The following is a 25,317-nucleotide window of genomic DNA, read 5'->3' as shown; positions in this document are numbered from 1 at the left end:
CCGGTCAGTCAGCCTTCTTTTTCTCCATCTTGGACATGTTATCCAGCCAGCCCATAACAAACGCGGAGAGCACAAAGGTCAGATGGATGATCACGTACCACATCAGTTTGTCGTTGGCGACGTTGCGCGCATCCATAAAGATGCGCAGCAGATGGATAGAGGAGATCGCGACAATGGAGGCGGCGACTTTATTTTTAAGCGAGCCGGAGTCCATCTTGCCCAGCCAGCTCAGCTTCTCTTTGTGTTCGGCGATATCGAGCTTCGAGACAAAGTTTTCATAGCCGGAGAGCATCACCATCACCAGCAGCCCCCCGACCAGCGTCATGTCAACCAGCGACAGCAGCAGCAGGATCAGATCGTTTTCCGCAATGCTGAGGATGTTCGGCAGCAGATGGAAAATTTCCTGAAAAAATTTAACGGTCAGCGCCAGCAGGCCCAGCGAAAGTCCAATGTAAACCGGTGCCAGCAGCCAGCGTGATGAATACATCAGGTTTTCGGTAAAACGTTCCATAAGTTTCCATAAGTTAGCAGCGAAGCTGCCGAGTATACCCGAACTTGCGTGAAGTTATTTAAGCGCGGCCTCGGAAATTTCCGGCGGCGCCGGGAGCGGCAGCGACAGGCGAAATTCAGCCCCGCCGCTGGCACGGTTTTCCGCCCAGATGCGTCCGCGATGCGCTTCGGTGATGGTCTTGCTGATCGCCAGCCCCAGCCCGACCCCTGGTACGGCAGACTCTTTATCGCCCCGGGCAAACTTATCAAAAATCTGCGTCAGGCTATCGCCCGCGATGCCCGGCCCGCTGTCCCAGACGCCGATTTCGAGCCGGGTGCCGTCGCGCCAGGCGCGAATACCGTGCTGCGCCGTGTTACCGGCATACTTCAGGCTGTTCTCAACCAGATTGGAAAATACCCGCTCCAGCATCGCGCTGTCGCCTTTAATCAGGACCAGCTCCGACGGCAGCGCCAGCTCAAACGCGTGGCCTTTCAGCATCGGCCCCATGCTGCGCAGCGCGCCATCGATCACCTCATCCAGCGCCACCCACTCTTCGCGCAGCTGCAGGCCGCCGGACTGAATGCGCGCCATATCCAGCATATTGCTGACCAGGCGAATCGTGCTCAGCGTCTGCTCACGGATCTGGCCGGCCTGCGCGACAAACGGCGACTGCGCATGCGCAAGGTCGAGCATCAGCATCTCTGCCTGACCAAACAGCACCGTCAGCGGCGTGCGCAGATCGTGTGACAGCGCCGACAGCAGCGCATTGCGCAGCTGCTCCCGCTCTGCTGCGAGGCGCGACGCCGCTTCGCTCTGCGTCAGCGCCATGCGCTCCAGCGCGTTGGCGATCAGCACGGTAAACGTCTCCACCAGCCGCTGCTGCTCCGGGATCATCAGCTGGCGCAGGTTCTCCGGCTCGACCACCAGCAGACCCCGGCACTGCTGACCGCTCTTCAGCGGCACAATCTGATAGGGCACAGCCGGCAGCGTATCGGTGCCGGCACCGGCGGGCTGGCCTTTGCTGTAGCTCCATTTTGCGATCCCGGCATCGGGCGGCGTGCCGCGTAAATCTGGTCCGGTCGCCTGCAGCTCCCCCTGCTCATCGGGCAGCAGCAGCTGACTGCGCGCCTGCAGCGTCACCTCAATGACCCGCTGTGCGGTAGCGGCAATATCCTGCGGCGTCAGCGCGCTGCCGAGCGATTTTGCCATCTCATAAAGGTAGCGGGCGCGCTGCTCGCGATAGCGCGCCACCCTGGCCTGATAGCGCACCCCGGCGGTGAGATTTCCGACGATCACGCCGACCGCCAGCATCACGCCAAAGGTGACCAGATACTGCAGGTCAGAAACGGCGACGGTGCCGGTGGGCGCGACAAACATCAGATCAAACGCGAGAACATTAATTACGGTGGCAAACACCGAGGGCCAGCGCCCGTAGCGCAGCGCCACCAGCACCACCGACAGCAGATAGATCATGACGGCATTGGCGCTGTCGAACTCCGCAAGCAGGCCGCGCCCGATAAACGTTACCGCAAGGCAGAGCAGCAGCGCCATGACGCAGCCGCGCAGCCGCAGCCGCCACTTATCGCTGCTGGCCGGTTTGCTGCTGGCCGCATGCAGCGCCGGACGCAGCGGCTCATCCAGCGCCACAACCAGCAGATCGAGATCCGGCCCCAGCTCGCCGAGACGCTGGGCGAAGCTGTCGCGCCGGAAGCGCCGGTGCGGCTGGCGTCCGGCAACAATTTTGCCCAGATTATGCTCGCGCGCGTAGCGCAGCACCGCGCGCACTTCATCCGGATCGGCGAGCGTGGCGGTTTCTGCGCCCAGCTCCTGCGCCAGCTGCAGCGTACGCAGGATCGCGCGCCGCTGCGTCTCCGGCAGGCGATGCAGGCGCGGGGTTTCCACATAAATGGCGTGCCAGACGCTGCCGAGCCGCGCCGCCAGACGCGCAGCGGTGCGCACCAGCTTTTCGCTGCCGGTGTCATCACCAATACAGAGTAAAATCGCATCCCGGGTATGCCAGACCCGATCGCGTCCCTGCTGATCACGCCAGGCGCGCATCTGATCGTCCACGCGATCGGCAGTACGGCGCAGCGCCAGTTCACGCAGCGCAAACAGGTTGCCCTTGCGGAAAAAGTTTTCAATCGCGCGTTCGGCCCGGTCGCCGATGTAGACCTTGCCCTCTTTCAGCCGCTGACGCAGATCGTCCGGCGGCAGGTCCACCAGCACGACCTCATCCGCGCTGTCGAAAAAGGGATCGGGCACGGTTTCGCGCACCTGGATCCCGGTAATTCCGGCCACCACGTCATTCAGGCTTTCGAGATGCTGTACGTTAACCGTGGTGATGACATCGATGCCGGCATCAAGCAGCTCGTCAATATCCTGCCAGCGTTTAGGATGGCGCGCGCCCTGCACGTTGGTATGCGCCAGCTCATCCATCAGGATCACCGCCGGGTGACGCGCCAGTGCCGCGTCCAGATCGAACTCCGTATGGTGTGAGCGACCGGCGGCGCGGCGCGGCAGCAGCGTCAGGCCATCAAGCAGCGCCGCCGTTTCTGCGCGATTATGGGTCTCCACAATACCGGCCAGCACATCCAGCCCCTGCGCACGCAGCCGCTGCGCCTCCTGCAGCATCGCAAAGGTTTTACCTACGCCGGCACAGGCACCAAAATAAATTTTCAGCTTGCCGCGATGCCCGTCCTGCTGCGTCAGCAGCAGCGCGTCGGGATCGGGCCGGGACAGTTCATCATTCATGTCGTTCAAAGAGTGAGTTCCGTACCATCATTGAAACGGTCGCCATGAAGGGTGACCCTACAGTGTCGGGTGCGCATGAATGCGCACCGGATTCAAATTATCCAGCGCCAGATTGAGCCGCAGTACGTTAACGGTCTCTTCACCGATAAACGGCAGCAGCGGACGCACGGTAAGCTGCGCAATCAGCGCGGTCACCTGGGCCGGTGTGATACCGCGTGCCGCCGCAATGCGCGGCGCCTGCCAGCGCGCGGCCGCAGGTGAAATATCGGGATCCAGCCCGCTGGCAGACGCGGTGACCAGCTCAACCGGCACGGCAGCCGCCGCCTGCGGGTTTGCTGCCCGCAGTGCGGCCACGCGCGCCGCGACGGCACTGTCCAGCGCCGGGTTACTCCCGGCCAGGTTGCTGCCGCCTGAGGCCCGGGCGTTATAAGGATGCTCTGCCGTGGCCGATGGCCGTCCCTGGAAATAGCCGGGCTGAGTGAACAGCTGCCCAATCAGCGCCGAGCCGCGCACGCTGCCCGCCTGCTCCAGCAGCGAACCGCTCGCCTGCTGCGGAAACCACCACTGTGCCAGCCCGGTGGTCAGCAGCGGATAGAGTGCACCGGTGAACAGCATCAGCACCATAAACAATACAACAGCCGGACGTAACTGACTCATCTCTCTTCTCCTTATACCAGGCCTGACAGCGTGAGCAGCAGGTCAATCGCTTTGATACCGATAAAAGGCACCACCAGCCCGCCCGCACCGTAAATCCACAGATTGCGTCGCAGCAGCGCCGCCGCGCTCATCGGCCGGTAGCTCACCCCTTTCAGCGCCAGCGGAATAAGAAACACAATCACCAGGGCGTTAAACATCACCGCCGACAAAATCGCCGAGGCGGGAGAGTGCAGCGCCATGACGTTGAGCATGTTGAGCTGCGGGTAGGTCACGGCAAACGCCGCCGGAATAATGGCAAAATATTTTGCCACGTCGTTGGCGATGCTGAAGGTGGTCAGCGAGCCCCGCGTCATCAGCATCTGTTTACCGATATGCACCACCTCCAGCAGTTTGGTCGGATTAGAGTCGAGATCGACCATGTTCCCTGCCTCTTTCGCCGCCTGGGTGCCGGAATTCATCGCCACCGCGACGTCCGCCTGCGCCAGCGCAGGCGCATCGTTGGTGCCGTCGCCGGTCATTGCCACCAGCCGGCCTTCTGACTGATATTGACGGATCAGCGCCAGCTTGGCTTCCGGCGTCGCCTCTGACAGAAAATCATCCACGCCTGCTTCCGCCGCGATAGCCGCTGCGGTCAGCGGGTTGTCGCCGGTGATCATCACGGTTTTGATCCCCATCCGGCGCAGTTCAGCAAACCGTTCTTTAATTCCGCCTTTAACAATATCTTTCAGCGCCACCACGCCCAGAACCTGCGCGCCTTCGGCCACCACCAGCGGCGTACCGCCGGCGCGTGCCACCTCCTCAACCCGGGCGTTGACCTCCGCCGGAAAACGTCCATTGCCGGCATCAATATAACGGCGCACGGCATCCACCGCGCCTTTGCGGATCAGCCGATTCTGCACGTTCACGCCGCTCATGCGGGTCTGGGCGGAAAAAGGGATAAAGCTGGCACCCATGGCGCTGAGATCGCGTTCGCGCAGGTTAAACCGCTGCTTTGCCAGCACCACAATACTGCGTCCTTCCGGCGTTTCATCGGCCAGCGAGGCGAGCTGTGCCGCATCCGCCAGCTGCTCTTCGCTGACGCCCGGCGCGGGCAGAAACTGCGTCGCCTGGCGATTACCGAGCGTGATGGTGCCGGTTTTATCCAGCAGCAGGACGTCGACATCCCCCGCCGCCTCTACGGCGCGTCCGCTGGTGGCAATCACGTTTGCCCCCAGCATTCGGCTCATGCCCGCGACACCAATGGCCGACAGCAGGCCACCAATCGTGGTAGGGATAAGGCAGACCAGCAGCGCCACCAGCACCGTTACGCTGACCGGCGTCCCGCCATACGCGGAAAACGGCCACAGCGTGGCGGTTGCCAGCAGAAATACGATGGTCAGTGAAACCAGCAGAATGGTCAGCGCGATCTCATTCGGGGTTTTGCGACGTTTTGCACCCTCCACCATAGCGATCATGCGATCGAGAAAGGTTTCACCCGGATTCACGCTGCACCGGATCACCAGCCAGTCAGACAGAATACGCGTGCCGCCGGTCACGGAAGCAAAATCACCGCCGGACTCGCGTATCACCGGCGCTGACTCACCGGTAATGGCGCTCTCATCCACCGACGCGCCGCCTTCCAGAACCTCGCCGTCGCAGGGGATCACATCTCCCGCTTCAGCCAGTACCACATCACCTTTGCGCAGCGTATCAGCAGAGACTGGCTGCCATGCTGCCCCATAGTGCGGCGCCGCCAGCTTCTTCGCCTCGCTGGTTTTCTTTATGCCTTTCAGGCTGTTGGCCTGCGCTTTGCTGCGCCCTTCCGCCAGCGCTTCCGCAAAGCTGGCGAACAGCACGGTGATCCAGAGCCAGAAGGCAATTGCGGCGGTGAAGCCGGCGCTGCCGCTCAGCCAGCCGGCCAGCATGCCGACGGCGAGCAGCGACGTCAGCACGCTGCCCAGCCACACCAGAAACATCACCGGATTGCGGAACTGCACGCGCGGATCGAGTTTTTTGACCGCATCCAGCAGCGCGGTGCGGGTCAGCTGTGCATCAAACAGCGCCAGATGTTGACGACTCATGATTGCGTTATTCCTGAATCAGTTGCAGATGTTCCGCGACCGGCCCAAGCGCCAGCGCGGGAATGAAGGTCAGCGCACCCACCAGCAGTACGGTGCCGATCAGCAGGCCGATAAACAGCGGGCCGTGCGTCGGCAGCGTCCCGTTGCCCGCGGGCTGCACGTTTTTCGCCGCCAGCGATCCGGCAATCGCCAGGACCGGAATGATGATGCCGAAGCGGCCCGCCAGCATGCAGACCCCGAGCAGCAGGTTCCAGAACGGCGTGCTGGCGCTGAGTCCGGCAAAGGCACTGCCGTTGTTATTTGCCGCAGATGACACCGCATAAAGCACCTCGCTGAAACCGTGAATGCCGGGGTTGGCTATCGCTGCGCGGCCGGCATCGGTCATCAGCGCCAGGGCAGTGCCCGACAGCACCAGCGCGGGCGTGACCAGGATCGCCAGCGCGGTCATTTTCATCTCCCACACGTCGATTTTTTTACCGCGATACTCCGGGGTGCGCCCGATCATCAGCCCGGCGATAAACACCGCCAGCAGGACAAACAGCAGCATGCCGTACAGCCCTGCACCCACGCCGCCGAACACCACTTCGCCCAGCTGCATCAGCCACATTGGTACCATGCCGCCCAGCGCGGTAAAGGAGTCGTGCATCGCATTGACCGCGCCGCAGGAGGCGGCCGTGGTGACCACTGCGAACAGGCCAGAGTTGAGTATGCCGAAGCGCGTCTCCTTGCCCTCCATGTTGAGCGCGCTGTCAGCGCCCAGCGCCAGGAAATGCGGGTTGCCCCGCACCTCTGCCCACATCACCGCCGATGCGGCGAGGACAAACAGAATGCTCATGGTCCACAGCAGCATATGACCCTGACGGCGATCGCCCAGGTGTTGCCCGAACGTAAAGCAGAGCGCCGCCGGGATCAGAAAAATGCTCAGCATCTGAACAACGTTGGTCAGCGCGGTTGGATTCTCAAACGGGTGTGCAGAGTTCGCGTTAAAGAACCCGCCGCCGTTGGTGCCGAGCATCTTGATGGCTTCCTGTGACGCCACCGGACCGAACGGCAGCGTCTGCTGTGCGCCTTCCAGCGTGGTCAGGGTGTGATAAGGCGCAAAGCTCTGGATCGTGCCCTGGCTGACATAAAACAGCGCAAGCACCAGGCTGAGCGGCAGCAGGACATAGAGCGTGATGCGCGTCAGATCACGCCAGGCGTTGCCGAGCGTGGCCAGCGAGCGGTTAGCAAAGCCGCGCATCAATGCAAACGCCACGGCGATACCGGTTGCCGCAGAGAGAACGTTTTGTACCGTCAGCCCCGCCATCTGGCTGAAGTAGCTCAGGCTGCTCTCACCGCCATACGCCTGCCAGTTGGTATTGGTGACAAAGCTTACGGCGGTGTTAAACGCCAGATCCCAGCTCAGGCCCGGCATCTGCTGCGGATTAAGCGGCAGCGTCCCCTGCAGCATCAGTATCGCCAGCAGCACTACAAAGCCGACGGCATTAAACAGCAGCAGCGCCAGCAGATAGTGCTGCCAGCGCATCGCCGCCTCCCCGGCGCCCGTCAGCTGCCACAGCAGGCGCTCGGTGCGCGGCAGCAGCGGTTTATCCGCGACCAGCCGCGCCAGAAAGCGCCCCAGCGGCTGCGCCAGCGCCATCAGCACCAGCAGAAACAGCGCGATCAGTAAAAAGGCATTCGCCGCCATCAGAATGCCTCCGCATTAAGCAGGGCATATACCAGATAGCCCAGCAACAAAATCAGCAGCACAATGCCCGCTATTACGCCCATGCTCACAGCAACCTCCGGAGTTATCAGTAGAGCGACAAGCATGCGCGGCGCGGTATAAAGAAGAGATAAAAAGGCGGAAGGCAGGCGTAAAGAAAGTATAAAAACAGCGGAAAATTAAGCGCTTTCCAGCGCCCAGACGCGGTTAAGGTCAATGTTCTGCCACAGCGACCCCTCTTCAGCGCCGGTGATGCTGTCGGTGCAGAAGCTGTCGCCTAAATCGACAATTTCTGGTTTGACTTCGCGCCGGGCATGCAGCGACCAGAAGACGTGCAGCTTAGGCTTCAGCAGCGATTTTTCGCCCGCCTGCACCACCAGCGCGACCCGTCCCGACGCCAGCCGTACCAGCGATCCTACCGGATAAATGCCAATCGCCCGCACAAAACTGTGCAGCACTGCCGGGTCGAAATGGCCACGCCAGCTCAGCATGTTGTGCATCGCTTCTGCGGGCGTCCAGCCTTTACGATAGGGACGATGCGAGGTGAGCGCGTCATAAACATCACAGACGGAGGACATGCGGGCATAGAGTGTGATCTCCTCGCCGCGCAGGCCGTGCGGATAGCCGCTGCCGTCAAATTTTTCGTGGTGATGCAGCGCCACATCCAGCAGATCGTAGCCGGCATCCGCGTCCATCAGCATCTGTGCGCCAACAATCGGGTGTTCACGCATTACCGCGAACTCATCGTCGCTCAGTTTGCCGGGCTTATTGAGGATAGCCAGCGGCACCGCCGCCTTGCCGACATCGTGCAGCAGGCCAGCCATGCCCACGCGACGCAGCTGATCGGCTTCCAGCCCCAGTTTTTTACCGAGTGAGATCATCAGCCCGCACACTGCCATGGAGTGCAGATAGGTGTAATCATCATGATTTTTCAGGCGCGCCACGCTGAGCAGCGCCGAAGGTTCACGCGCAATCGATCCGGCTATCTGCTCAACCAGATCGAGCGTAAAGCTGAGGTCAAGCCGCTGGCCCATACGGGCTTCATTAAACATCGCCAGCACGCGCGGCTTGCCCTGGGCGAAAATCTGCTGCGCCTGATCCAGCTCGCGGAAAAAGGCACTTTCCGCTACCGGCGTTCTGACAGGCAGGCTGCGCGGGATCGGTACCGACTTATCGAGATCGATCCAGACATTGCGGATCCCTTCACTGCGGATCATGGCGATCTGGCGCTGGTCAGTAATCAGCATGAGGTTGCGGATGCGCAGATCTTTCAGCCACCAGACCTCAAGTTTGTGGATAAACATGCCCTCTTGCAGTTCGTCCACGGAAATCAGCTTTATCACACATACTCTCCTGACTCGCTGTGGATGGTCAGGAGGGGTATCGGCAGCTGATCAAAAAATCTTCAGAGGCGTTTTGTGCGACTGTGAGCCCGCCGGTAAAGCGCACATTTTTTCCGGTGGTGCCCTTTACCGGTGGCGGCGGCCAGACTACCGGCTCAGAGCGCTTTTGCTTCATCTCCCTGCTCACGGTGCGACGTGCGCGTCTGGCCCGCTGGCGTCTGGCTGTCTGCGCGCTGAATCGGCCCCATCACCAGCAGAAACAGCAGGGCTGCAATAACGCAGTGCGCGCCGACAAACAGCAGGCCGACGCTGTAGCTGCCGGTCAGCCCGACAATAATGCCAAACAGCAGCGGCGTGATAAAGCCAGCCATATTCCCGATACCGTTGAAGATGGCGCCCGCCAGCCCCACCGCCTCTTTTGGCGCGGTGTCACTGACAATGGTCCAGGTGCCGGCACCGGCAGCCACTCCCTTGCCAAAGAAGGCGAAAGACATGATAGCGATAATGCCGGCGTTGGTCGGGATCACCGCGGCCAGCGTCAGCGAAGCCGCCATCAGCATACCGGCGATAAACGGCCCCTTGCGCGCCCAGGAGAGGCTCCAGCCGCGTGCCAGCAGCTTGTCAGAGAGAAAACCGCCGCTGATCCCGCCCAGGAAGCCAAACAGCGCGGGCGCAATCGTGGCAAACCCGGCATCCATAATATTCATACCGCGCGCCTGGACCAGGTAGATGGGAAACCAGGTAATAAAGAAATAGCTGAGCGCGATAGTGCAGTACTGTCCGAGGTAAACACACCACAGCATGCGGCTGCTGAGCAGCAGTTTAAACATGCGTTTATCAACCGGAGGACGGGCTTTCAGCGTCTCTGCGGCATCGATATCCACCAGCGCACCGCCCTGCTCGATGTAGTTCAGCTCGCTTTTTGACACGCGCGGATGCTGGCGCGGCGTGTGCATCCACGCCATCCAGACAAACACGGCCAGAATGCCGAGGGTGCCCAGCACAAAGAATGGCCATTCCCAGCCAAACCGCATGACCAGCCAGCCTGAGATCGGCGAAAAAATGGCGACGGCGAAATACTGGGCAGAGGCAAACAGCGATGAAGCGCGCCCGCGCTCGGCACCGGGAAACCACATAATGACCGCACGGGCGTTGGCGGGAAAGCTGGGTGCTTCTATCAGGCCCAGTGCAAAACGCAGCGCAAACATCAGCGTCAGCGTCATGGTCACGCCGGCTGAGAACTCACCGACAAAGCCCATCAGCAGCGTGGAGATCGACCAGAGCCCCAGCGTCACGCCGTAGACTTTTTTCGTGCCGAAACGGTCGAGCAGCAGGCCGCCAGGGATCTGACCAATCACGTAGGCCCAGCTGAAGGCGGAGAGGATCAGGCCAAGCTGGATCGCCGAAAGCCCGAACTCCTCTTTGATCGCGGAACCGGAGATCGACAGGATCGACCGGTCAGCATAGGCCACTACTGACAGAAACAGGATCAGACAGAGGATCCAGAGGCGCACACGGCTGGTTTCACTGCGGGTTTGACGTTGCAACATAGGCTCAGTTCCTTGAAAGGGAAGCGTCCTGCCGCGATGCGACAGGGGTCAGCAATACCGCGCAATCTTTACTGTTCAGCAACTATAGAAAGCGGTCTGGGGGGCGGTCATTGTGCGGTTGCAGGGATCGGCAGGTTAAAAACGTCCCCGCTTTTAGCGTTTGGCACAATGCAGCGTGCTGTGCCGCACAGATTGCCGATCTTTCTCCGGCGAGCGCTGCAGAGTGTGCGCCAGGCGAAAGAAAAGCGGGTTACTGCTGACTATGTACGGGCTGATATGTGCTCCCGGCAGCAAAACGCGCACCGGCAGATTGTCAGGTTTGTACGCCGATCGTAGTCTCAAATGGTTTCAACAGGTCATTTTCAACTCTACTGAAATATTTGTTCCAAACCCTTTTCTCTCATGCTCTGGAGTACGCAATGAAAACAGTAAAAGCGGTGCTGCTGGTGGGATTACTTTCGGCCTCTGCGTCGTCACTGGCGGATAAAATCGGCGTGTCGATGGCCTACTTTGATCAGAATTTTTTAACCATTATCCGCCAGTCGATCGATAAAGAGGCGAAAGCGCGCGGGCTGGAGGTACAGTTTGAGGATGCGCGCGGCGATGTCGGTCGTCAGACCGATCAGGTACAGAGTTTTATCGGCGCGGGCGTGGACGCCATTATTGTCGATCCGGTCGACTCGGCCAGCACGCCACAGCTTACCCGTCTGGCGCAGCAGGCAAAGATTCCGCTGGTGTATGTGAACCGTACGCCGGGCGATAAAGCGCTGCCGCCGGGCGTAGTGTTTGTTGGCTCAGATGAACGCGAATCCGGCACGCTGCAGATGGAAGCGCTGGCTAAGATGGCTAATTACAAAGGAAATGTGGCGATTATGATCGGCAATCTTACTGATGCCGGCGCTCTGCAGCGTACGAAGGATGTGGAGCAGGTCGTCGCGAAATATCCCGGTATGAAGGTGGTGCAGAAACAGCCCGCTAACTATGCACGCAACGAAGGCATGGATTTAATGCTCAACTGGCTTGGCAACGGCGAGTCGATTGATATCGTCGCAGCGAACAACGATGAGATGGCAATCGGCGCGGCAATGGCGCTGGCAAAAAGCAACAAAAAGCTGCTGATTGGCGGCATTGACGCCACGCCGGACGGACTGCAGGCGCTGGCGCAGGATAAAATTCAGGTCACCGTATTTCAGGACGCTATCGGCCAGGGCAAAACGTCTGTTGAGGTCGCACAAAAGCTGATCGGCGGTGAAAAGGTTGCCTCTCACGTCTGGATCCCGTTTGAGCTGGTCACCAAAGAGAATATGCAGAACTACGTTAAAAAGAGCCAGTAGCCCCGCCTGAGAACGCAGCAGAGCCGCCCGGTGCGGCAGCTCTGCTGTCAGGTCTTGTTTTCGCGCGCCTCAGCATGCGCGCGCACCGTCACTGACGGTCGCGCAGTTTCGCCATCACCACGATATCGTGATAGTCGCCATCGCGCAGGCAGGCCTGGCGCTTTACGCCCTCATGCTCAAAGCCCAGACGCGTATAGAGACGCAGCGCGCGCGCGTTGTCATGAAATGCCTCCAGCTCCACGCGGATAATTCCCATCCAGTTAAAGGCGTAGTCAAGCCCGGTGCGGATCAGCTGCTCGCCGATACCGCGTCCGGCAAACGCCGGATCAACGCTGATGCCAAAGCTCAGGCTGTGGCGGGTGCGCAGCCGCTGTTCGGTAAACAGCGTCAGTTCGCCCACCATCTGCCCCTCCAGCTCAGCGACAAACGCGATATAGCCTTCGGCATCCATACGCTCAAATTTTTTCTCCCACGTGGCTACGCTGGGAAAGGGCAGCTGCGTGGTCCAGCGATAGACCTCTGGCTGACTGTAGAGGCGCTGATAAGCCGCGGCGTCGCGCGGTTCGCGGCCGCGAATCTTTATCTCCATATCCGTGATCTCCGTCTGATTGCACTAAGCTGTTAACTCTGACCTTCCGGAAAGAGTGACCCTATGTTGTTTCGCCGTTTTGAACGTTTTATCAATATTTTCCAGGATGCACCAACGGATTCTCCCCCCGCCAGCCTCGGCGCGTTCTATCGCTACTATCTGCGTCAGGTATGGCCAGGTTTCGCCGCGCTGCTGGTGGTCGGTCTGGCACAGGCGCTGATTGAAGTCGCGCTGTTCAGCTATCTCAGCCGCATTATCGATCTCGTCAACCATGCCACGCCGGCGACGCTGTTCAGTGAACACTGGCCGGCGCTGCTCTGGATGGCGGCGGTAGCGCTGATCCTGCGGCCGGTGGTGATCGCCCTGCACGATCTGCTGGTGCATCAAAGCATTAACCCCGGCATGACCAGCATGATCCGCTGGCAGCATCATAACTATGTGCTGCGTCAGAGCCTTAACTTCTTTCAGAACGATTTTGCCGGGCGCATTGCCCAGCGCATCATGCAGACCGGCAACGCGCTGCGCGATTCGGCGGTACAGCTGGTGGATGCCATCTGGCACGTGGTGATCTATGCCGGTACCTCGCTGGTGCTGTTTGCGGAGGCGGACTGGCGGCTGATGATCCCGCTGGTGATCTGGCTGATTGCTTACAGCCTGTCACTGCGCTTTTTTGTGCCGCGCGTGAAGCAGCGTTCAGTGGTCTCCTCAGAGGCGCGATCGCGCCTGATGGGCACCATTGTGGATGGCTATACCAACATCGCCACCATCAAGCTGTTTGCGCATAACGATCTGGAGAAGCGCTACGCGCGCGAGGCGATTCAGGACCAGACAGACAAAACCCGTCACGCCAGTCGCATGGTGACCAGCATGGATATTACGCTTTCCACGCTGAATGGCCTGCTGATTGTCAGCACCTCCGGGCTGGCGCTGTGGCTCTGGAGCCAGTCGCTGATCAGCGTCGGCGCCATTGCGCTGGCGACCGGGCTGGTGATCCGGCTGGTGAATATGTCCGGCTGGATCATGTGGGTGGTGAACGGTATTTTTGAAAATATCGGTATGGTACAGGATGGGCTGGGCACCATTGCGCAGCCGCTCAGCGTCCAGGATGCGCCGGCGGCACCACCGCTGCGGGTGACGCGCGGCCAGATCCGTTTTGAGGATGTGCGCTTTGATTATGGCAGCCATCGTCAGGTGATTAACCGGCTGAATCTGACCATTAAGCCAGGCGAAAAAATCGGCCTGATTGGCCCTTCCGGTGCCGGTAAATCCACGCTGGTGAATCTGCTGCTGCGCCTGTATGACCTCAACGGCGGACGCATTGCGATTGACGATCAGAATATTGCGGATGTCACCCAGACGAGCCTGCGCGGGCAGATTGGTATGATCACGCAGGATACTTCACTGCTGCACCGTTCCATCCGCGACAATCTCCTTTATGGTCGTCCGGACGCCACGGAAGCGGAGCTGCAGGCGGCGATTACGCAGGCGCGTGCCGATGAGTTTATTCCGCTGCTCTCTGATGCTCAGGGACGTACCGGGCTGGAGGCGCACGTTGGCGAGCGCGGCGTCAAGCTCTCCGGCGGCCAGCGGCAGCGTATCGCTATCGCCCGCGTGCTGCTCAAGGATGCGCCGATCCTGATTATGGATGAAGCCACTTCAGCGCTGGACTCCGAAGTGGAAGCAGCCATACAGGAGAGCCTGGAAAATCTGATGCAGGGCAAAACGGTGATCGCCATCGCCCATCGCCTGTCGACCATCGCGAAGATGGACCGGCTGGTAGTGCTGGAGCAGGGTGAGATCGTGGAGATGGGCAATCACCACGAGCTGCTGGCACAGAACGGCCTTTACGCCCGCCTGTGGCAGCATCAGACCGGCGGTTTCGTCGGCACCGATTAATCGCCGCGCCGGAACGGCAGGGCGGCGCGCGCCTCATCCGCCCAGTCGTGCACCCCTGCCCGTTCCTGCTGCAGAAAATCAGCCACCGCCGCGCGCAGTCCCGGATGCGCCAGATAGTGCCAGGAGTGCGTTATTACCGGTTCAAAACCGCGCACCAGCTTGTGCTCACCCTGCGCACCGGCATCAAAACGCTGTAGCCCTTCCGCGATAGCAAACTCCATACCCTGATAAAAACAGGTTTCAAAGTGCAGGCGGTCAAACTCCGCCAGACAGCCCCAGTAGCGGCCATACAGCGTGGTGCTGTCGCACAGATAAAAGGCCATCGCGGCAGGTTGTTCACCGAGCGTGGCGATAACCACGCGGATCGCCTGCGGCATACGCTCTGCCAGCAGACTGAAAAATGCGCGCGTCAGGTAAGGCCGCTGGCCACGTACCGCGTAGGTGCTGACGTAGCAGGTGTAGACAAAATCCCACTGATCCTCCCGCAGTTCATCACCACGATACCAGCTAAACACAAAGCCGCTCTGCTGCACCAGCTCCCGCTCTTTACGCAGCTGCTTGCGTTTACGCGACATCAGCGTATCAAGGAAGTCAGCAAAGTCGCGGTAGTGACGGTTGTGCCAGTGATACTGCAGGCCAAGGCGCATCAGCCAGTCGGGCTGCTTTGCGATCAGGGCATTGGCGGGCGGCGTGGTGAAGTTGATATGCGCCCCGCTTATCTGTCGCGCCTGCAGCGCCTCCGGTAGCGCAGCCAGCAGCTGGCTGATAGCAGGCGCTTCGCCCAGCAGACGCTGCCCCGTCACCGGACTGAACGGAACCGCCCCGAGCCATTTCGGGTAGTAGCGGATCCCGGCACGCTGGCACGCTTCGGCCCAGGCCTGATCGAAGACATATTCGCCGCGCGAGTGGGATTTAACATAGCCCGGCAGTGCGGCACCGGTTTTGCCCTGTTCCCGCCAGAGCAGATGTGCCGGCTGCCAGCCCGTTTCAGCGCGTACGCTGCCGCTCTCCTCAAGGGTAGTCAGAAAGGCGTGGCGTAAAAAGGGCTGATCGTCAGGTAACAGCGCGTCCCATTCCGCGGCCGCGATCTCCGTCAGTGATGATAGAAAATGCAGTGACATGCAGCCCTCCCGGCCAGGGGCACCGTCACGGCACCCGGGTTAATGCGTATACGATACGTCACAGCGCCCTTTCTCGCCAGGATGCAGTGCTGCAGCCAGGGGCGCATTAATGCGCCCCCTACAACGTAATCCCCGTAGGGGCGCCATTAATGGCGCCCTGGGTGGATGCGCGTGCGGGCTGTGGCCAGGGGCGCATTAATGCGCCCCCTACGATGGAAACCCGGCCCCTTACAACGGGCTCCCCGTAGGGGCGCCATTAATGGCGCCCTGGGTTGATGCGCGTGCGGGCTGCGGCCAGGGGCGCATTAATGCGCCCCCTACAATGGAATCCCCGTAGGGGCGCCATTAATGGCGCCCTGGGTTGATGCGCGTGCGGGACGTGATGACGCCATTAATGGCGCCCTGGGTTAATGCGCGTGCGGGTTGCGGCCAGGGGCGCATTAATGCGCCCCCTACGATGGAAACCCGGCCCCTTACAACGCGATCCCCGTAGGGGCGCCATTAATGGCGCCCTGGGTTGATGCGCGTGCGGGACGTGATGACGCCATTAATGACGTCCTGGGTTAATGCGCGTGCGGACTGCGGCCAGGGGCGCATTAATGCGCCCCCTACGATGGAATCCTGCCCCCTACGATGGAATCCCCGTATAAATGTGCTCCTTACAGGGGCGCGGGTTGATCGTATACTCTGCCTTTGCCCTGCCTGGAGAGATGATGGATCGACTCGATTGTGACCGGATGTTTGTTGCTGTACTGGAGGCGGGCAGCTTTGCCGCTGCGGCGATGCGCCTTGGCACCAGCAGCGGGCAGGCGTCAAAACTGGTGTCGCGGCTTGAACAGCTGCTGGGCGTTCAGCTGCTCAAGCGTACTACGCGGGCACTCTCTCCGACCGATGCGGGCCGCGCTTACTATGAGCGCATAAAAACGCTGCTGGATGCGTTTGATGCGCTGGATGACGCTATGCGCGAAAATGCCAGCCTGCCTTCTGGCCGGCTGCGCATCAGCGCGCCAGGCACGTTTGGGACGGCGGTGCTGGCACCGGTGCTGGTCGCGTTTGCCCGCCACTATCCGCTTATTGAGCTGGACGTCAGCTTTTCCGATCGCGCCGTGAATATCGTGGATGAAGGCTTCGATCTGGCGGTGCGCATTGGCCACCTCGATGACAGCAGCCTGATTGCCCGACGACTGGGTGACGTGCCGGTGCATATAGCCGCATCACCTGCATACCTGCACCAGCACGGCACGCCACAGCACTGGCGCGATCTTGCCCGGCACCAGTGCATCAGCGACACCAACTTTCGCGATCCGTGGAACTGGCCTTTTATAACGGCAGCGGGCGACAGCGCAACGGTACCGATTCGCGGCCGCCTCTGTTTTTCCAATACCGAAGCGTGCCTGCACGCCGCTATCGCCGGACTCGGCATCGCCCGCCTGCCCGGCTTTATCGCCACGCCAGCCCTGCAGCGCAAAGAGATTATTCCGCTGCTGGCGGAGTTTGCACCGCCGCCCATGGGACTCTTTGCACTTTATCCCTCTGCCCGTTTTCTGGCGCAAAAAACCCGGCTGCTGATCGATTTTCTGGCCAGACATTTTCTCCACCAGCCGCCTGTGTGATTACTTCCATTTCGGAAAGAATGAAAGCCGTTTTGCCTGGATTATCACCAGGCCTGCGGCGCGCTACTCTCTGCGCCCTGATGATAAAGGAGCAGCGTTATGTTAGTGAATGGCAAATGGAGCGAAGCCTGGCATCCCGTACAGGCCACCGATCGGCAGGGCGGATTTATACGCCAGACCTCACAGTTCCGTCACTGGATCAGTGCCGATGGCACAACTGAATTTGCCGCAGAGCCTGATCGCTACCATCTCTACGTAGCGCTGATCTGCCCATGGGCATCACGCACGCTGATTGCGCGTAGCCTGAAAGGTCTCGGGCAGGTTATCACGGTTTCCGTGGTTGAACCGCAGCTGGGCAGCGCAGGCTGGCGCTTTGGCGATTACCCGGGGGCGCAGCGCGACACGCTGAATCAGGCTGACTATCTGCATGAGCTTTATACCCGCGCCGATGCCGGTTTTACCGGGCGCGCTACCGTACCGGTTCTGTGGGATAAAAAGACGCAGACGATTGTGAATAATGAGTCGGCCGATATTCTGCGCATGCTGAACAGCGGCTTTGGCGATCTGGCAGACGATCGTCTGGATCTCTATCCTGCCGATCTGCGCACGGAGATCGATGCGCTGAATGAAACGATCTACACCCGGTTAAACAACGGTGTCTACCGCACCGGCTTTGCCACCACCCAGGTGAGCTATCAGCAGGCCTTCAGCGATGTCTTTGCGCAGCTGGATGAGCTGGAAACGCTGCTGAAAGATGGCCGTACCTTTGTGCTGGGCGAACGCCTGACAGAAACCGACATCCGGCTGTTTGTCACGCTGATTCGTTTTGACGCCGCCTACTATGGCCTGTTCAAATGCAATCTGCGCCGTCTGTGTGACTATCCGCTGCTGGATCGCTATCTTAAAAGCGTTCTGGCGGTATCGGGTATCCGGCAGACGGTGAATATGGACCATATCAAACAGGGCTACTATTCCATTAAGGCACTGAACCCCAACGGCATTGTGCCCGCCGGGCCGGATATGGCAGCGTACGGTTTTTAAGGAGCAGGCATGGCAAACGCACTGGTTATTTTTCTGCATGGCGTCGGCAGCAGTGGCGACGATCTCGCGGCGCTGGGTGAGCACTGGGCCGGGCTGCTGCCCGACGTGGCGTTTGCCTCACCTGACGCCCCCTGGCCGTTTGAGCATGCGATGGGCTATCAGTGGTTCAGCCTGACCGGCATTACGCCGGAGAATCGTCCGGCCCGCGTGCGCGCAGCACGCGATGCGTTCGACGATACGCTGCAGCGCCTGATGGCGCAGCACGGTATGCCGGATGCCTGGGATAAGGTTATCCTGGTCGGTTTCTCACAGGGATCGATCATGGCGCTGGATGCGCTGGCCTCAGGACGCTACCCGCTGGCCGGCGTGGTGGCATTTTCCGGCCGGCTGGCCTTTGATGAGACGCTGACCCCGCAGCCCTGTGCCTCCGCGCTACTGATCCACGGCAAAGCGGATGATGTGATCCCTTTCAGCGAAACAGAATCTGCCATCAGCCGCTTACAGGCGGCAGGCGTTAACGTGACGGCCGCGTTTGAGGCCACCACCGGCCACACCATCTCGCCGCAGGGCGCAAGAGAGGCGGTAACGTATATTGCGCAGTGCCTGCAGGATTAGCGCCAGCAGCGATTCAGGGCCTGCCAGGCACGCCGCGCGCTCTCTGTCGCCGGCTGCGCTTTCAGCTGGTCATTGAACACTTCAATGCCGACCGGACCGCAGTAACCGGCACGCTGCAGCCGGCTGACAAAGCTGGCCACATCGATAATGCCGTCGCCCGGCAGCAGCCGCTGATGACGCGCATAGTCACTCAGCGCCTGATTATTCTGCGGCGGCTGTTCAGCCATATCGCACAGCTGAACTTCATAAATGCGATCAACCGGGATGCCCTCAAGGTGTGAGGCGCCGCCACCCAGCGCACAGATATGAAACAGATCCACCACCAGCCCGACGTTGGGCAGGTCAAGACGCTGCAGGCGCTGCCAGGCGAGCGGCAGCGTATTATCCACGCTGCTCCACGCCATGGGTTCATACATGATACGCATATCATGGCGCGCCGCTTCCGCCGCCAGCCAGCGCAAATCATCATCAATACGTTCCGGGATACAGTCCTGCCGCGTGGTGGCAGGTGCCTGAATGGTGTCGCAGCCAATCGCGTGCGCTAACCGGATAAACTGCTGCAGCTCCTCGCGTTTTTGCCGGCGCTCATGGTCCGGGGCGCCGGTAAAATCGCGCAGCACCTGCAGATTAGTAAAACGGATGGCGGAGTGCGCTAAGTGCGCCGTCTCCATGTTTTCCACATCCTCGCGCCAGATCTCGGCCTGAGCAAAACCTGCATCCTGTGCCGCTTGCAGCTTTGCTGCAGGCTCGCCCTGCAGCAATACCAGATTAAGGAAGAGTGGATTACCCGGCATGGTTACGCTCCTTTGCAGTTGAATAAAATCCTCCCTGCCGGGCCACGGTCAGGCGCTCAGCCGAGCAGGTTAACCACTGCAAAGCCTGCAAAAGTCATCAGCAGCGACCCCACAACATGCACCATCACGCTCGACATTGCCCACAGGTATTTACCTGATTGTAGCAGGCTGACAATTTCTGCTGAAAAGGTAGAAAACGTGGTCAGGCCGCCACACAGTCCGGTAACGATCAGCAGTTTCCATGCCGGATCAAGCTGCGGGTAGCGCATAAACCACGCCAGGGCGGCACCGATGATAAACCCGCCCACCAGGTTGACGATCAGCGTGCCTGGTGGCAAATCAGGAAACAGTGCGTTAAAACGCAGCGAGATAAGCCAGCGCAGGGTGCAGCCAGCAGCTCCGCCAGCTATCACAGCACACAGCGACTTCAGCATAATTTGATCTCCGGAGTGAAGCGTGCGTAAAGGCAGCAGGAAAAGAAAAACGCCTGACCCGCCGCCCTGTCCGCACAGGAATAAGCGTATAGTCAGGCGTCATCAGCCGTCTGAAAACAGCGGCGGTTGGATCAGGTGGTACGCCATCACCCGTACTGAGATAATACGCTATCGCCGGTAAACGGTCACCCTTCAGACCGCTGTGCCGGGTGCCGGTCAGGCCACCCGATGACGCAGACGACCGATTTTTTCAATCTCCACTTCAATCTCATCGCCCGGGAACATAAACAGCGGTGGCGTACGCTTTTTGCCGACGCCGCCCGGCGAGCCGGTAATAATAACGTCTCCCGGAGAGAGCGGGCTAAAGGCAGAGATGTACTCAATAATCTTCGCCACCGGATGCACCATGCTGGCCGTGGTGTCATTCTGCACTTCACGCTGATTGAGCCAGGTTTTGATCGCCAGCTGCTGCGGATCGGGGATCTCATCAGCCGTGGTCATCCACGGGCCAAAACCGCCGGTCTGCTGCCAGTTTTTTCCGGCGGTAAACCAGGTAAACTGCATATCGCGAACCGTGGCATCCATAAAGCAGCTATAGCCCGCCACATACGACAGCGCGTCGCCCGCCGTTACCTGCGAGGCGGTTTTGCCGATAATAACGGCGAGTTCGCCCTCATAATCAAATTCTGCCGTGGTCGCGGGCTTCAGCAGCGGCTGCTCATGCGCCGCCAGGGAGTCAGCAAAACGAACAAACAGCATGGGCGCATCCAGCGTTTCCGCAAATTCTTTACGTTTGTCCGCATAGTTCATGCCGACGCAAAAAACTTTGCCGGGCTGCTCAATCACCGGCAGAAAACGAATGGCACTAAACGCATGATCCACTGGCTGATGCTGAAATGCGGCCAGATCGCTGATACCGCCGCGGGCCAGCAGGGTTTTCAGGTCGGGACAGGCAGCACCCAGGCGCAGTCCCAGATCGACAACACCCTCTTTCTGCACAATGCCATAGCTTTTGCGTGCACAATCAATGATATAAAAACTGCAAAGCTGCATAACCGCCTCGTTGTAATAAGAAATGGCGCGCAGCGTATCAAAAGCCAGCCGGAAATGCGGTATGACCTGCAAAGAAAGTGGTGAGGGTTTGTGTCAGTCTGTGCACGGGAAAGCACAAAGAGGGGGTGATAATCATCCTTCGATCCCTGAAGGCGATTATCGAGGGTAACTCTGGACGCTTAAGACAGCGCGCCCGGCGGTACGTGTTTGAACGTTGCGACATAGGCACGAAACACATAACGGAAAAAAGCTTTCATGACACACCTGACTCAAATATTGTTGAAAAATTACGCGCAAATTATAGCGGCAGCGCGTTTTTCATGCAATTTTATTTGAACCAGATCACAAAATTGCCGTTCAGCTCATCAATCCCAGGTGCTCAATCAGAATGGTGCTGCCGATACAGATCAGTACGACACCGCCCAGAACTTCTGCCCATTTTCCCAGAACCGGGCCGATAAAGCGCCCGACCAGCACACCGGTCGTCGCCATCAGCGTAGTGGCTGCACCGATGGTCAGCGCGGTAAACAGAATATTCACCTGCAGGAAAGCGAGACCCACGCCCACGGCCAGCGCATCGAGGCTGGTGGCAACCGCCGTCAGCGCCAGCACCATAAAACCGTGCTGCTGCGGCGCTTCGCAGGGCTCATCTGCTGTCTGCCGGAAACCTTCCATAATCATACGGCCGCCCAGTACGCTAAGCAGACCAAAGGCCACCCAGTGATCCCACGCCATAATGTAGTGACTGGCCGCCAGCCCGATAGCCCAGCCAATAAGCGGCGTCAGCATTTCGATTGCACCAAAAATCAGGCCAGTGCGTAAGGCTTCTTTTATTCCCGGACGGTGCAACGACGCACCTTTCCCCAGTGCAGCGGCAAAGGCGTCCATTGACATGCCAAAAGCCAGGATCAGGGTTGCAATGAATGTCATGGGTTTTTAGCCAGTTAACGAACAAATGCGGAAATCCTCCGCTTTGTTCGTGCTCATTATTCAGTCATGAAAAAGTGCGCGCAGTCTAACATGCAAAACACTCAAAAAAAAGACAACAAAATCAGGGGTTTAAGTATAGCAAAGGCTATAACTCTTAACGATCGCTATTTTTACCGCTAAGTTAATGGAATCGAAGAAATTTCCTGACGCCATTTGATTCACAGATTGCACTGCCCGCCCCTTTTATGCGCTAATGCCCGCGCAATATTGACAGGAAAAGCGCGATGAAAAACCCTTTTGAAACATTGATTATTCCAGGCGGGATCCTGCTGCTGGGCTTTCTTTCGGCGCTTCTGCTGCCGGCACCCTCTTTTGGTCTGATATGGGCGCAGCGTTTGCAGCAAAGCTTACACCTGCAGGATCTTAATCAGCTTTATACGCTGGTATTCTGCCTGTGGTTTCTGCTGCTGGGCACGCTGGAGTTTTTTGTTATTCGTTTTGTCTGGCGTCGCTGGTTTCAGATGCGCTGAACCTGCTCTAAGGAGAAACGCCCGTTAAAATCAGAATCACAGAAATGTAACACTATTTTTACACAAACGGGCGACATATCGCGCAACAAAAAATCCCTGATTCTTTCTCTCGATAAATATTTCTTATTATTCATAATGTTATTTTGTGACACCTGTCACTGTTCGCTTTTTGCTCACCTGAAACTCATCACAATCGCATAACATTAATATCATCATAACCTGCTGATTAGCGGATAAAAATATCTTATAAGCCGTCGCTTACTCTGATTAATTCTTATGCTGAATCATTTCGGCATTTAAAAAATAAACAAACGTTTAATTCCAATACGAGAATGTTATATTCAGAAGCATATGCATAACGTGTAGTTAACCGTTATCGCCCCATTGGCTTAACCTGAGTCTTAACCCCTTGAGATAGCGCAGCGCGCGAACAAGCCGCGCGGCTATTTTGCCTGCCAACCTGTTGAGCTTCAGGTCAACAGAAGAGGAGATGTCGCCTCATGAGCAACACTGCGGTAAACCTGGCGCTGAGCAGCGCTGCAATGGATGGTGCAAAACGTCAGGAACGGAAAGAAGTTGATGTCCTGCTGATTGGCGCAGGCGTCATGAGTGCTACGCTTGGCACCTGGTTACAGGAGCTGGAACCAGACTGGTCCATTGAAATGGTTGAGCGTCTGAATGACGTCGCAGTGGAATCTTCCAACGGCTGGAATAATGCCGGTACCGGTCATGCCGCACTGGCAGAGCTTAACTACACGCCGCAAAAGGCGGACGGCTCGATCGATATCGCTAAAGCGGTGACCATCAACGAATCCTTTCAGATGTCGCGTCAGTTCTGGGCGTATCACGTGCAGAAAGGCAACCTGCAGGATCCCAAAAGCTTTATCCATACCACGCCACACATGAGTTTTGTCTGGGGTGACGCTAACGTCGACTTCCTGCGCAAGCGTTTCCAGGCGCTGCAGAAAAGCACGCTGTTCCGCGGTATGCACTATTCCGAAGATCGCGAGCAGATTGCGCAGTGGATCCCGCTGGTAATGAAAGGACGCGATCCGCAGCAGAAGGTTGCTGCTACCTGGACCGATATGGGTACAGACGTCAACTTTGGTGAAGTAACGCGCCAGCTGATCGCCGCACTGGAGAAAAAACCGCATTTCCGTCTGCGTATGCGGCAGGAAGTGCGCGATCTGGTTCGCCTGAACGATGGCCGCTGGCAGGTCACGCTGCTGAATCTGGATACCAGCGAGCAGCGTACCCTGATTACCCGCCAGCTGTTTATCGGTGCCGGCGGCGCCGCGCTGCCGCTGCTGCAGAAGTCAGGCATTCCTGAAGTTAAAGGTTACGCCGGTTTCCCGGTAGGCGGCTCTTTTCTCGTGACCGAAAATCCGGACGTGGTCGCGCAGCATATGGCCAAGGTCTATGGCAAAGCCAGCGTCGGCGCCCCGCCGATGTCAGTGCCGCATGTTGATACCCGCGTACTGGATGGCAAACAGGTGCTGCTGTTTGGCCCGTTCGCCACCTTCTCCACCAAGTTTCTGAAGCAGGGTTCGCTGCTGGATATGTTTGGTGCGATGAACACCAGCAACCTGCTGCCGATGATGCAGGTCGGCCTGAAAAGTTTTGACCTGGTGAAATATCTGGTCGATCAGGTGCTGCAGAGCGACGCCGATCGTATGGAGGCGCTGCGTGCCTATGTGCCGCAGGCGAAACAGGAAGACTGGCGCCTGGTAACGGCGGGTCAGCGCGTGCAGATTATTAAAAACGATGAGCAGGAAGGCGGCGTGCTGCGCCTCGGCACTGAAGTTGTCACCTCTGCTGACGGCTCCATTTCTGCGCTGCTGGGCGCCTCGCCTGGCGCATCGACCGCGCCACCGATTATGCTGGAGTTGATGGCAAAAGTCTTTCCTGAGCAGATGCGCTCACCGGAGTGGCAGACTAAAATCCGTGCCGTTATACCGTCCTGGGGCCGCAAGCTTAATGGTGACGTGGCGCTGACCGAGAAAGTACTGGCGGATACCAGCCGCATACTGCAGCTGGAATATGAGCCGGTGATCACCTCGCATGCGGCAAACGACGAAGCGCGGATTACCGCTCACGTGGTCGGCAAGTAAGCTGACTTTTCAGGTGCGCCGCCCGGCGCACCTGCTCTATATCGCGCTCAGCGCGTCATACCCCATCCAGACAGTAGTGGCGACCAGCGATAATGCCATCACCGCATTAAACAGCCGCCGTTTCCAGTGCGTTTGCAGGTGCGTACGCAGCCGATCCCCCAGCGCCGCCCAGAGCAGAATACAGGGCAGATTCAGCGCCGCAAAAGCGGCCAGAACCAGCCAGACGCTGCTGCTGCTGGCGTAGAGCAGCGCCACGTTTGTGACCATCAGCCAGGCTTTCGGATTAACGGCCTGAAAAGCCACGCCGCCCAGCAGCGTCATGGGACGCGGACGGGCGCTGACCTGCGGCGCACCGGCGCGAAATATTTTCCATGACAGCCAGAGCAGATAGCCACAGCCGGCCAGCGTCAGCGGCAGACGCACGGTCGCCATCCACGTCAGCAGCAGCTCCAGCGCCACGCTGGCCAGCAGCATCTGCAGCGCGCAGCCGAGCAGTATACCGGCCAGCATTGGCAGCGTGCGGCGAAAGCCGAAGTTGACGCCTGAGGTAGCCAGCAGCAGATTGTTCGGGCCGGGCGTAATAGACATGATGGTAACGTAACTGAAAAAGGTGGGATCGAGCACAGGCGTTCTCCGGACTGAATAAGCTGACACCATCGTAATGCGCCAGCCGTAATGGCAACAGAGACAGCAATTCAGT

General features: G+C 59.1%; 22 protein-coding genes and 1 riboswitch. Of the genes, 7 read left to right on the top strand and 15 right to left on the bottom strand.

Annotated features, from left to right (window positions below; translation table 11 throughout):
- Positions 1–4: 4 nt before the first annotated feature.
- The 8 genes from B3041_RS12045 to B3041_RS12010 form a co-directional block, all read right to left on the bottom strand.
- Positions 5–511 carry a TIGR00645 family protein gene (locus B3041_RS12045; protein ID WP_065648516.1) on the bottom strand — a complete coding sequence of 169 codons (507 nt, stop codon included), beginning with the start codon at positions 509–511 and terminating at the stop codon, positions 5–7.
- A gap of 54 nt (positions 512–565) precedes the next feature.
- Entirely contained in the window at positions 566–3,241 is a 2,676-nt protein-coding gene (kdpD, locus tag B3041_RS12040) for a two-component system sensor histidine kinase KdpD (RefSeq protein WP_292975226.1), read from the bottom strand.
- A 57-nt stretch (positions 3,242–3,298) separates the two neighbouring features.
- A complete protein-coding gene (gene kdpC / locus B3041_RS12035; protein ID WP_065648514.1) occupies positions 3,299–3,898 on the bottom strand; it encodes a potassium-transporting ATPase subunit KdpC in 600 nt (199 codons plus the stop codon).
- Positions 3,899–3,909: 11 nt separating this feature from the next.
- Positions 3,910–5,958 carry a potassium-transporting ATPase subunit KdpB gene (gene kdpB / locus B3041_RS12030; RefSeq protein WP_292974349.1) on the bottom strand — a complete coding sequence of 683 codons (2,049 nt, stop codon included), beginning with the start codon at positions 5,956–5,958 and terminating at the stop codon, positions 3,910–3,912.
- Positions 5,959–5,965: 7 nt separating this feature from the next.
- On the bottom strand, positions 5,966–7,645 hold the full coding sequence (gene kdpA / locus B3041_RS12025) for a potassium-transporting ATPase subunit KdpA (protein ID WP_292974347.1): 1,680 nt from the start codon (positions 7,643–7,645) through the stop codon (positions 5,966–5,968).
- Positions 7,645–7,734: a K(+)-transporting ATPase subunit F gene (gene kdpF, locus B3041_RS12020; protein ID WP_139074177.1), complete on the bottom strand. Its 90-nt coding sequence runs from the start codon at positions 7,732–7,734 to the stop codon at positions 7,645–7,647. Before kdpF ends, kdpA begins: the two co-directional genes overlap by 1 nt.
- A gap of 108 nt (positions 7,735–7,842) precedes the next feature.
- Positions 7,843–9,006 (bottom strand): HD-GYP domain-containing protein, encoded by a 1,164-nt coding sequence (locus tag B3041_RS12015; protein WP_065648510.1) that lies wholly within the window; start codon positions 9,004–9,006, stop codon positions 7,843–7,845.
- A 155-nt stretch (positions 9,007–9,161) separates the two neighbouring features.
- Positions 9,162–10,556: an MFS transporter gene (locus tag B3041_RS12010; protein WP_065648509.1), complete on the bottom strand. Its 1,395-nt coding sequence runs from the start codon at positions 10,554–10,556 to the stop codon at positions 9,162–9,164.
- A gap of 419 nt (positions 10,557–10,975) precedes the next feature.
- Between B3041_RS12010 and B3041_RS12005 the strand changes: the two genes are divergently transcribed.
- The gene (locus B3041_RS12005; protein ID WP_292974344.1) at positions 10,976–11,890 is read left to right on the top strand and encodes a sugar ABC transporter substrate-binding protein; all 915 of its coding nucleotides are present in this window, start codon (positions 10,976–10,978) and stop codon (positions 11,888–11,890) included.
- A gap of 88 nt (positions 11,891–11,978) precedes the next feature.
- Here B3041_RS12005 and B3041_RS12000 read toward each other — a convergent pair whose 3' ends face one another.
- Positions 11,979–12,479, bottom strand: a complete 501-nt coding sequence (locus tag B3041_RS12000; protein WP_065648507.1) for a GNAT family N-acetyltransferase — start codon at positions 12,477–12,479, stop codon at positions 11,979–11,981.
- A 63-nt stretch (positions 12,480–12,542) separates the two neighbouring features.
- On the opposite strand from B3041_RS12000, the gene B3041_RS11995 reads away from it, so the two are divergent.
- Positions 12,543–14,375 (top strand): ABC transporter ATP-binding protein, encoded by a 1,833-nt coding sequence (locus tag B3041_RS11995; protein WP_065648506.1) that lies wholly within the window; start codon positions 12,543–12,545, stop codon positions 14,373–14,375.
- On the opposite strand, the gene B3041_RS11990 is transcribed toward B3041_RS11995, so the two are convergent.
- Positions 14,372–15,496 carry a GNAT family N-acetyltransferase gene (locus B3041_RS11990; RefSeq protein WP_065648505.1) on the bottom strand — a complete coding sequence of 375 codons (1,125 nt, stop codon included), beginning with the start codon at positions 15,494–15,496 and terminating at the stop codon, positions 14,372–14,374. The two genes, B3041_RS11995 and B3041_RS11990, sit on opposite strands and share 4 nt — an antisense overlap.
- A 713-nt stretch (positions 15,497–16,209) precedes the next feature.
- Between B3041_RS11990 and B3041_RS11985 the strand changes: the two genes are divergently transcribed.
- The 3 genes from B3041_RS11985 (at position 16,210) to B3041_RS11975 (ending at position 18,765) form a co-directional block, all read left to right on the top strand.
- Positions 16,210–17,109 carry a LysR family transcriptional regulator gene (locus B3041_RS11985; RefSeq protein ID WP_065648504.1) on the top strand — a complete coding sequence of 300 codons (900 nt, stop codon included), beginning with the start codon at positions 16,210–16,212 and terminating at the stop codon, positions 17,107–17,109.
- Positions 17,110–17,208: 99 nt separating this feature from the next.
- On the top strand, positions 17,209–18,150 hold the full coding sequence (locus B3041_RS11980; RefSeq protein WP_292974341.1) for a glutathione S-transferase family protein: 942 nt from the start codon (positions 17,209–17,211) through the stop codon (positions 18,148–18,150).
- A 9-nt stretch (positions 18,151–18,159) separates the two neighbouring features.
- Positions 18,160–18,765: an alpha/beta hydrolase gene (locus B3041_RS11975; RefSeq protein ID WP_065648502.1), complete on the top strand. Its 606-nt coding sequence runs from the start codon at positions 18,160–18,162 to the stop codon at positions 18,763–18,765.
- Here B3041_RS11975 and B3041_RS11970 read toward each other — a convergent pair.
- The 4 genes from B3041_RS11970 to mntP form a co-directional block, all read right to left on the bottom strand.
- Positions 18,762–19,559: a sugar phosphate isomerase/epimerase family protein gene (locus B3041_RS11970; RefSeq protein WP_292974339.1), complete on the bottom strand. Its 798-nt coding sequence runs from the start codon at positions 19,557–19,559 to the stop codon at positions 18,762–18,764. The two genes, B3041_RS11975 and B3041_RS11970, sit on opposite strands and share 4 nt — an antisense overlap.
- Before the next feature lie 56 nt (positions 19,560–19,615).
- On the bottom strand, positions 19,616–19,993 hold the full coding sequence (crcB, locus tag B3041_RS11965; protein ID WP_292974337.1) for a fluoride efflux transporter CrcB: 378 nt from the start codon (positions 19,991–19,993) through the stop codon (positions 19,616–19,618).
- 86 nt (positions 19,994–20,079) lie between these two features.
- Positions 20,080–20,153: riboswitch (Fluoride riboswitch) on the bottom strand.
- Positions 20,154–20,209: 56 nt separating this feature from the next.
- Complete coding sequence (locus B3041_RS11960; RefSeq protein WP_292974335.1) at positions 20,210–21,046, bottom strand: fumarylacetoacetate hydrolase family protein; 837 nt, start codon at positions 21,044–21,046, stop codon at positions 20,210–20,212.
- Between the two features lie 357 nt (positions 21,047–21,403).
- The gene (gene mntP / locus B3041_RS11955; RefSeq protein ID WP_039381085.1) at positions 21,404–21,976 is read right to left on the bottom strand and encodes a manganese efflux pump MntP; all 573 of its coding nucleotides are present in this window, start codon (positions 21,974–21,976) and stop codon (positions 21,404–21,406) included.
- A gap of 284 nt (positions 21,977–22,260) precedes the next feature.
- Here mntP and B3041_RS11950 point away from each other — a divergent pair, with 284 nt between their 5' ends.
- Positions 22,261–22,506 (top strand): DUF1158 domain-containing protein, encoded by a 246-nt coding sequence (locus B3041_RS11950; RefSeq protein ID WP_065648499.1) that lies wholly within the window; start codon positions 22,261–22,263, stop codon positions 22,504–22,506.
- 500 nt (positions 22,507–23,006) lie between these two features.
- The gene (mqo, locus tag B3041_RS11945) at positions 23,007–24,617 is read left to right on the top strand and encodes a malate dehydrogenase (quinone) (protein ID WP_292974331.1); all 1,611 of its coding nucleotides are present in this window, start codon (positions 23,007–23,009) and stop codon (positions 24,615–24,617) included.
- Between the two features lie 36 nt (positions 24,618–24,653).
- Here the strand turns inward: mqo and B3041_RS11940 are convergent, their stop codons facing one another.
- The gene (locus tag B3041_RS11940; RefSeq protein ID WP_065648497.1) at positions 24,654–25,241 is read right to left on the bottom strand and encodes a LysE family translocator; all 588 of its coding nucleotides are present in this window, start codon (positions 25,239–25,241) and stop codon (positions 24,654–24,656) included.
- Between the last annotated feature and the right edge of the window lie 76 nt (positions 25,242–25,317).

Origin of the sequence: Pantoea sp. UBA4549 (genome assembly GCF_002387285.1) — a bacterium.
Classification (GTDB): domain Bacteria; phylum Pseudomonadota; class Gammaproteobacteria; order Enterobacterales; family Enterobacteriaceae; genus Pantoea; species Pantoea borealis.
This window is presented reverse-complemented; position numbering and strand designations above follow the sequence as displayed.

Bases quoted from the DNA above. Each gene is read 5' to 3' on its own strand.
- B3041_RS12045 (WP_065648516.1), bottom strand. From the start codon at position 511: ATGGAACGTTTTACCGAAAACCTGATGTATTCATCACGCTGGCTGCTG.
- kdpD (WP_292975226.1), bottom strand. From the start codon at position 3,241: ATGAATGATGAACTGTCCCGGCCCGATCCCGACGCGCTGCTGCTGACG.
- kdpC (WP_065648514.1), bottom strand. From the start codon at position 3,898: ATGAGTCAGTTACGTCCGGCTGTTGTATTGTTTATGGTGCTGATGCTG.
- kdpB (WP_292974349.1), bottom strand. From the start codon at position 5,958: ATGAGTCGTCAACATCTGGCGCTGTTTGATGCACAGCTGACCCGCACC.
- kdpA (WP_292974347.1), bottom strand. From the start codon at position 7,645: ATGGCGGCGAATGCCTTTTTACTGATCGCGCTGTTTCTGCTGGTGCTG.
- B3041_RS12010 (WP_065648509.1), bottom strand. From the start codon at position 10,556: ATGTTGCAACGTCAAACCCGCAGTGAAACCAGCCGTGTGCGCCTCTGG.
- B3041_RS12005 (WP_292974344.1), top strand. From the start codon at position 10,976: ATGAAAACAGTAAAAGCGGTGCTGCTGGTGGGATTACTTTCGGCCTCT.
- B3041_RS12000 (WP_065648507.1), bottom strand. From the start codon at position 12,479: ATGGAGATAAAGATTCGCGGCCGCGAACCGCGCGACGCCGCGGCTTAT.
- B3041_RS11995 (WP_065648506.1), top strand. From the start codon at position 12,543: ATGTTGTTTCGCCGTTTTGAACGTTTTATCAATATTTTCCAGGATGCA.
- B3041_RS11990 (WP_065648505.1), bottom strand. From the start codon at position 15,496: ATGTCACTGCATTTTCTATCATCACTGACGGAGATCGCGGCCGCGGAA.
- B3041_RS11985 (WP_065648504.1), top strand. From the start codon at position 16,210: ATGGATCGACTCGATTGTGACCGGATGTTTGTTGCTGTACTGGAGGCG.
- B3041_RS11980 (WP_292974341.1), top strand. From the start codon at position 17,209: ATGTTAGTGAATGGCAAATGGAGCGAAGCCTGGCATCCCGTACAGGCC.
- B3041_RS11975 (WP_065648502.1), top strand. From the start codon at position 18,160: ATGGCAAACGCACTGGTTATTTTTCTGCATGGCGTCGGCAGCAGTGGC.
- B3041_RS11970 (WP_292974339.1), bottom strand. From the start codon at position 19,559: ATGCCGGGTAATCCACTCTTCCTTAATCTGGTATTGCTGCAGGGCGAG.
- crcB (WP_292974337.1), bottom strand. From the start codon at position 19,993: ATGCTGAAGTCGCTGTGTGCTGTGATAGCTGGCGGAGCTGCTGGCTGC.
- B3041_RS11960 (WP_292974335.1), bottom strand. From the start codon at position 21,046: ATGCAGCTTTGCAGTTTTTATATCATTGATTGTGCACGCAAAAGCTAT.
- mntP (WP_039381085.1), bottom strand. From the start codon at position 21,976: ATGACATTCATTGCAACCCTGATCCTGGCTTTTGGCATGTCAATGGAC.
- B3041_RS11950 (WP_065648499.1), top strand. From the start codon at position 22,261: ATGAAAAACCCTTTTGAAACATTGATTATTCCAGGCGGGATCCTGCTG.
- mqo (WP_292974331.1), top strand. From the start codon at position 23,007: ATGAGCAACACTGCGGTAAACCTGGCGCTGAGCAGCGCTGCAATGGAT.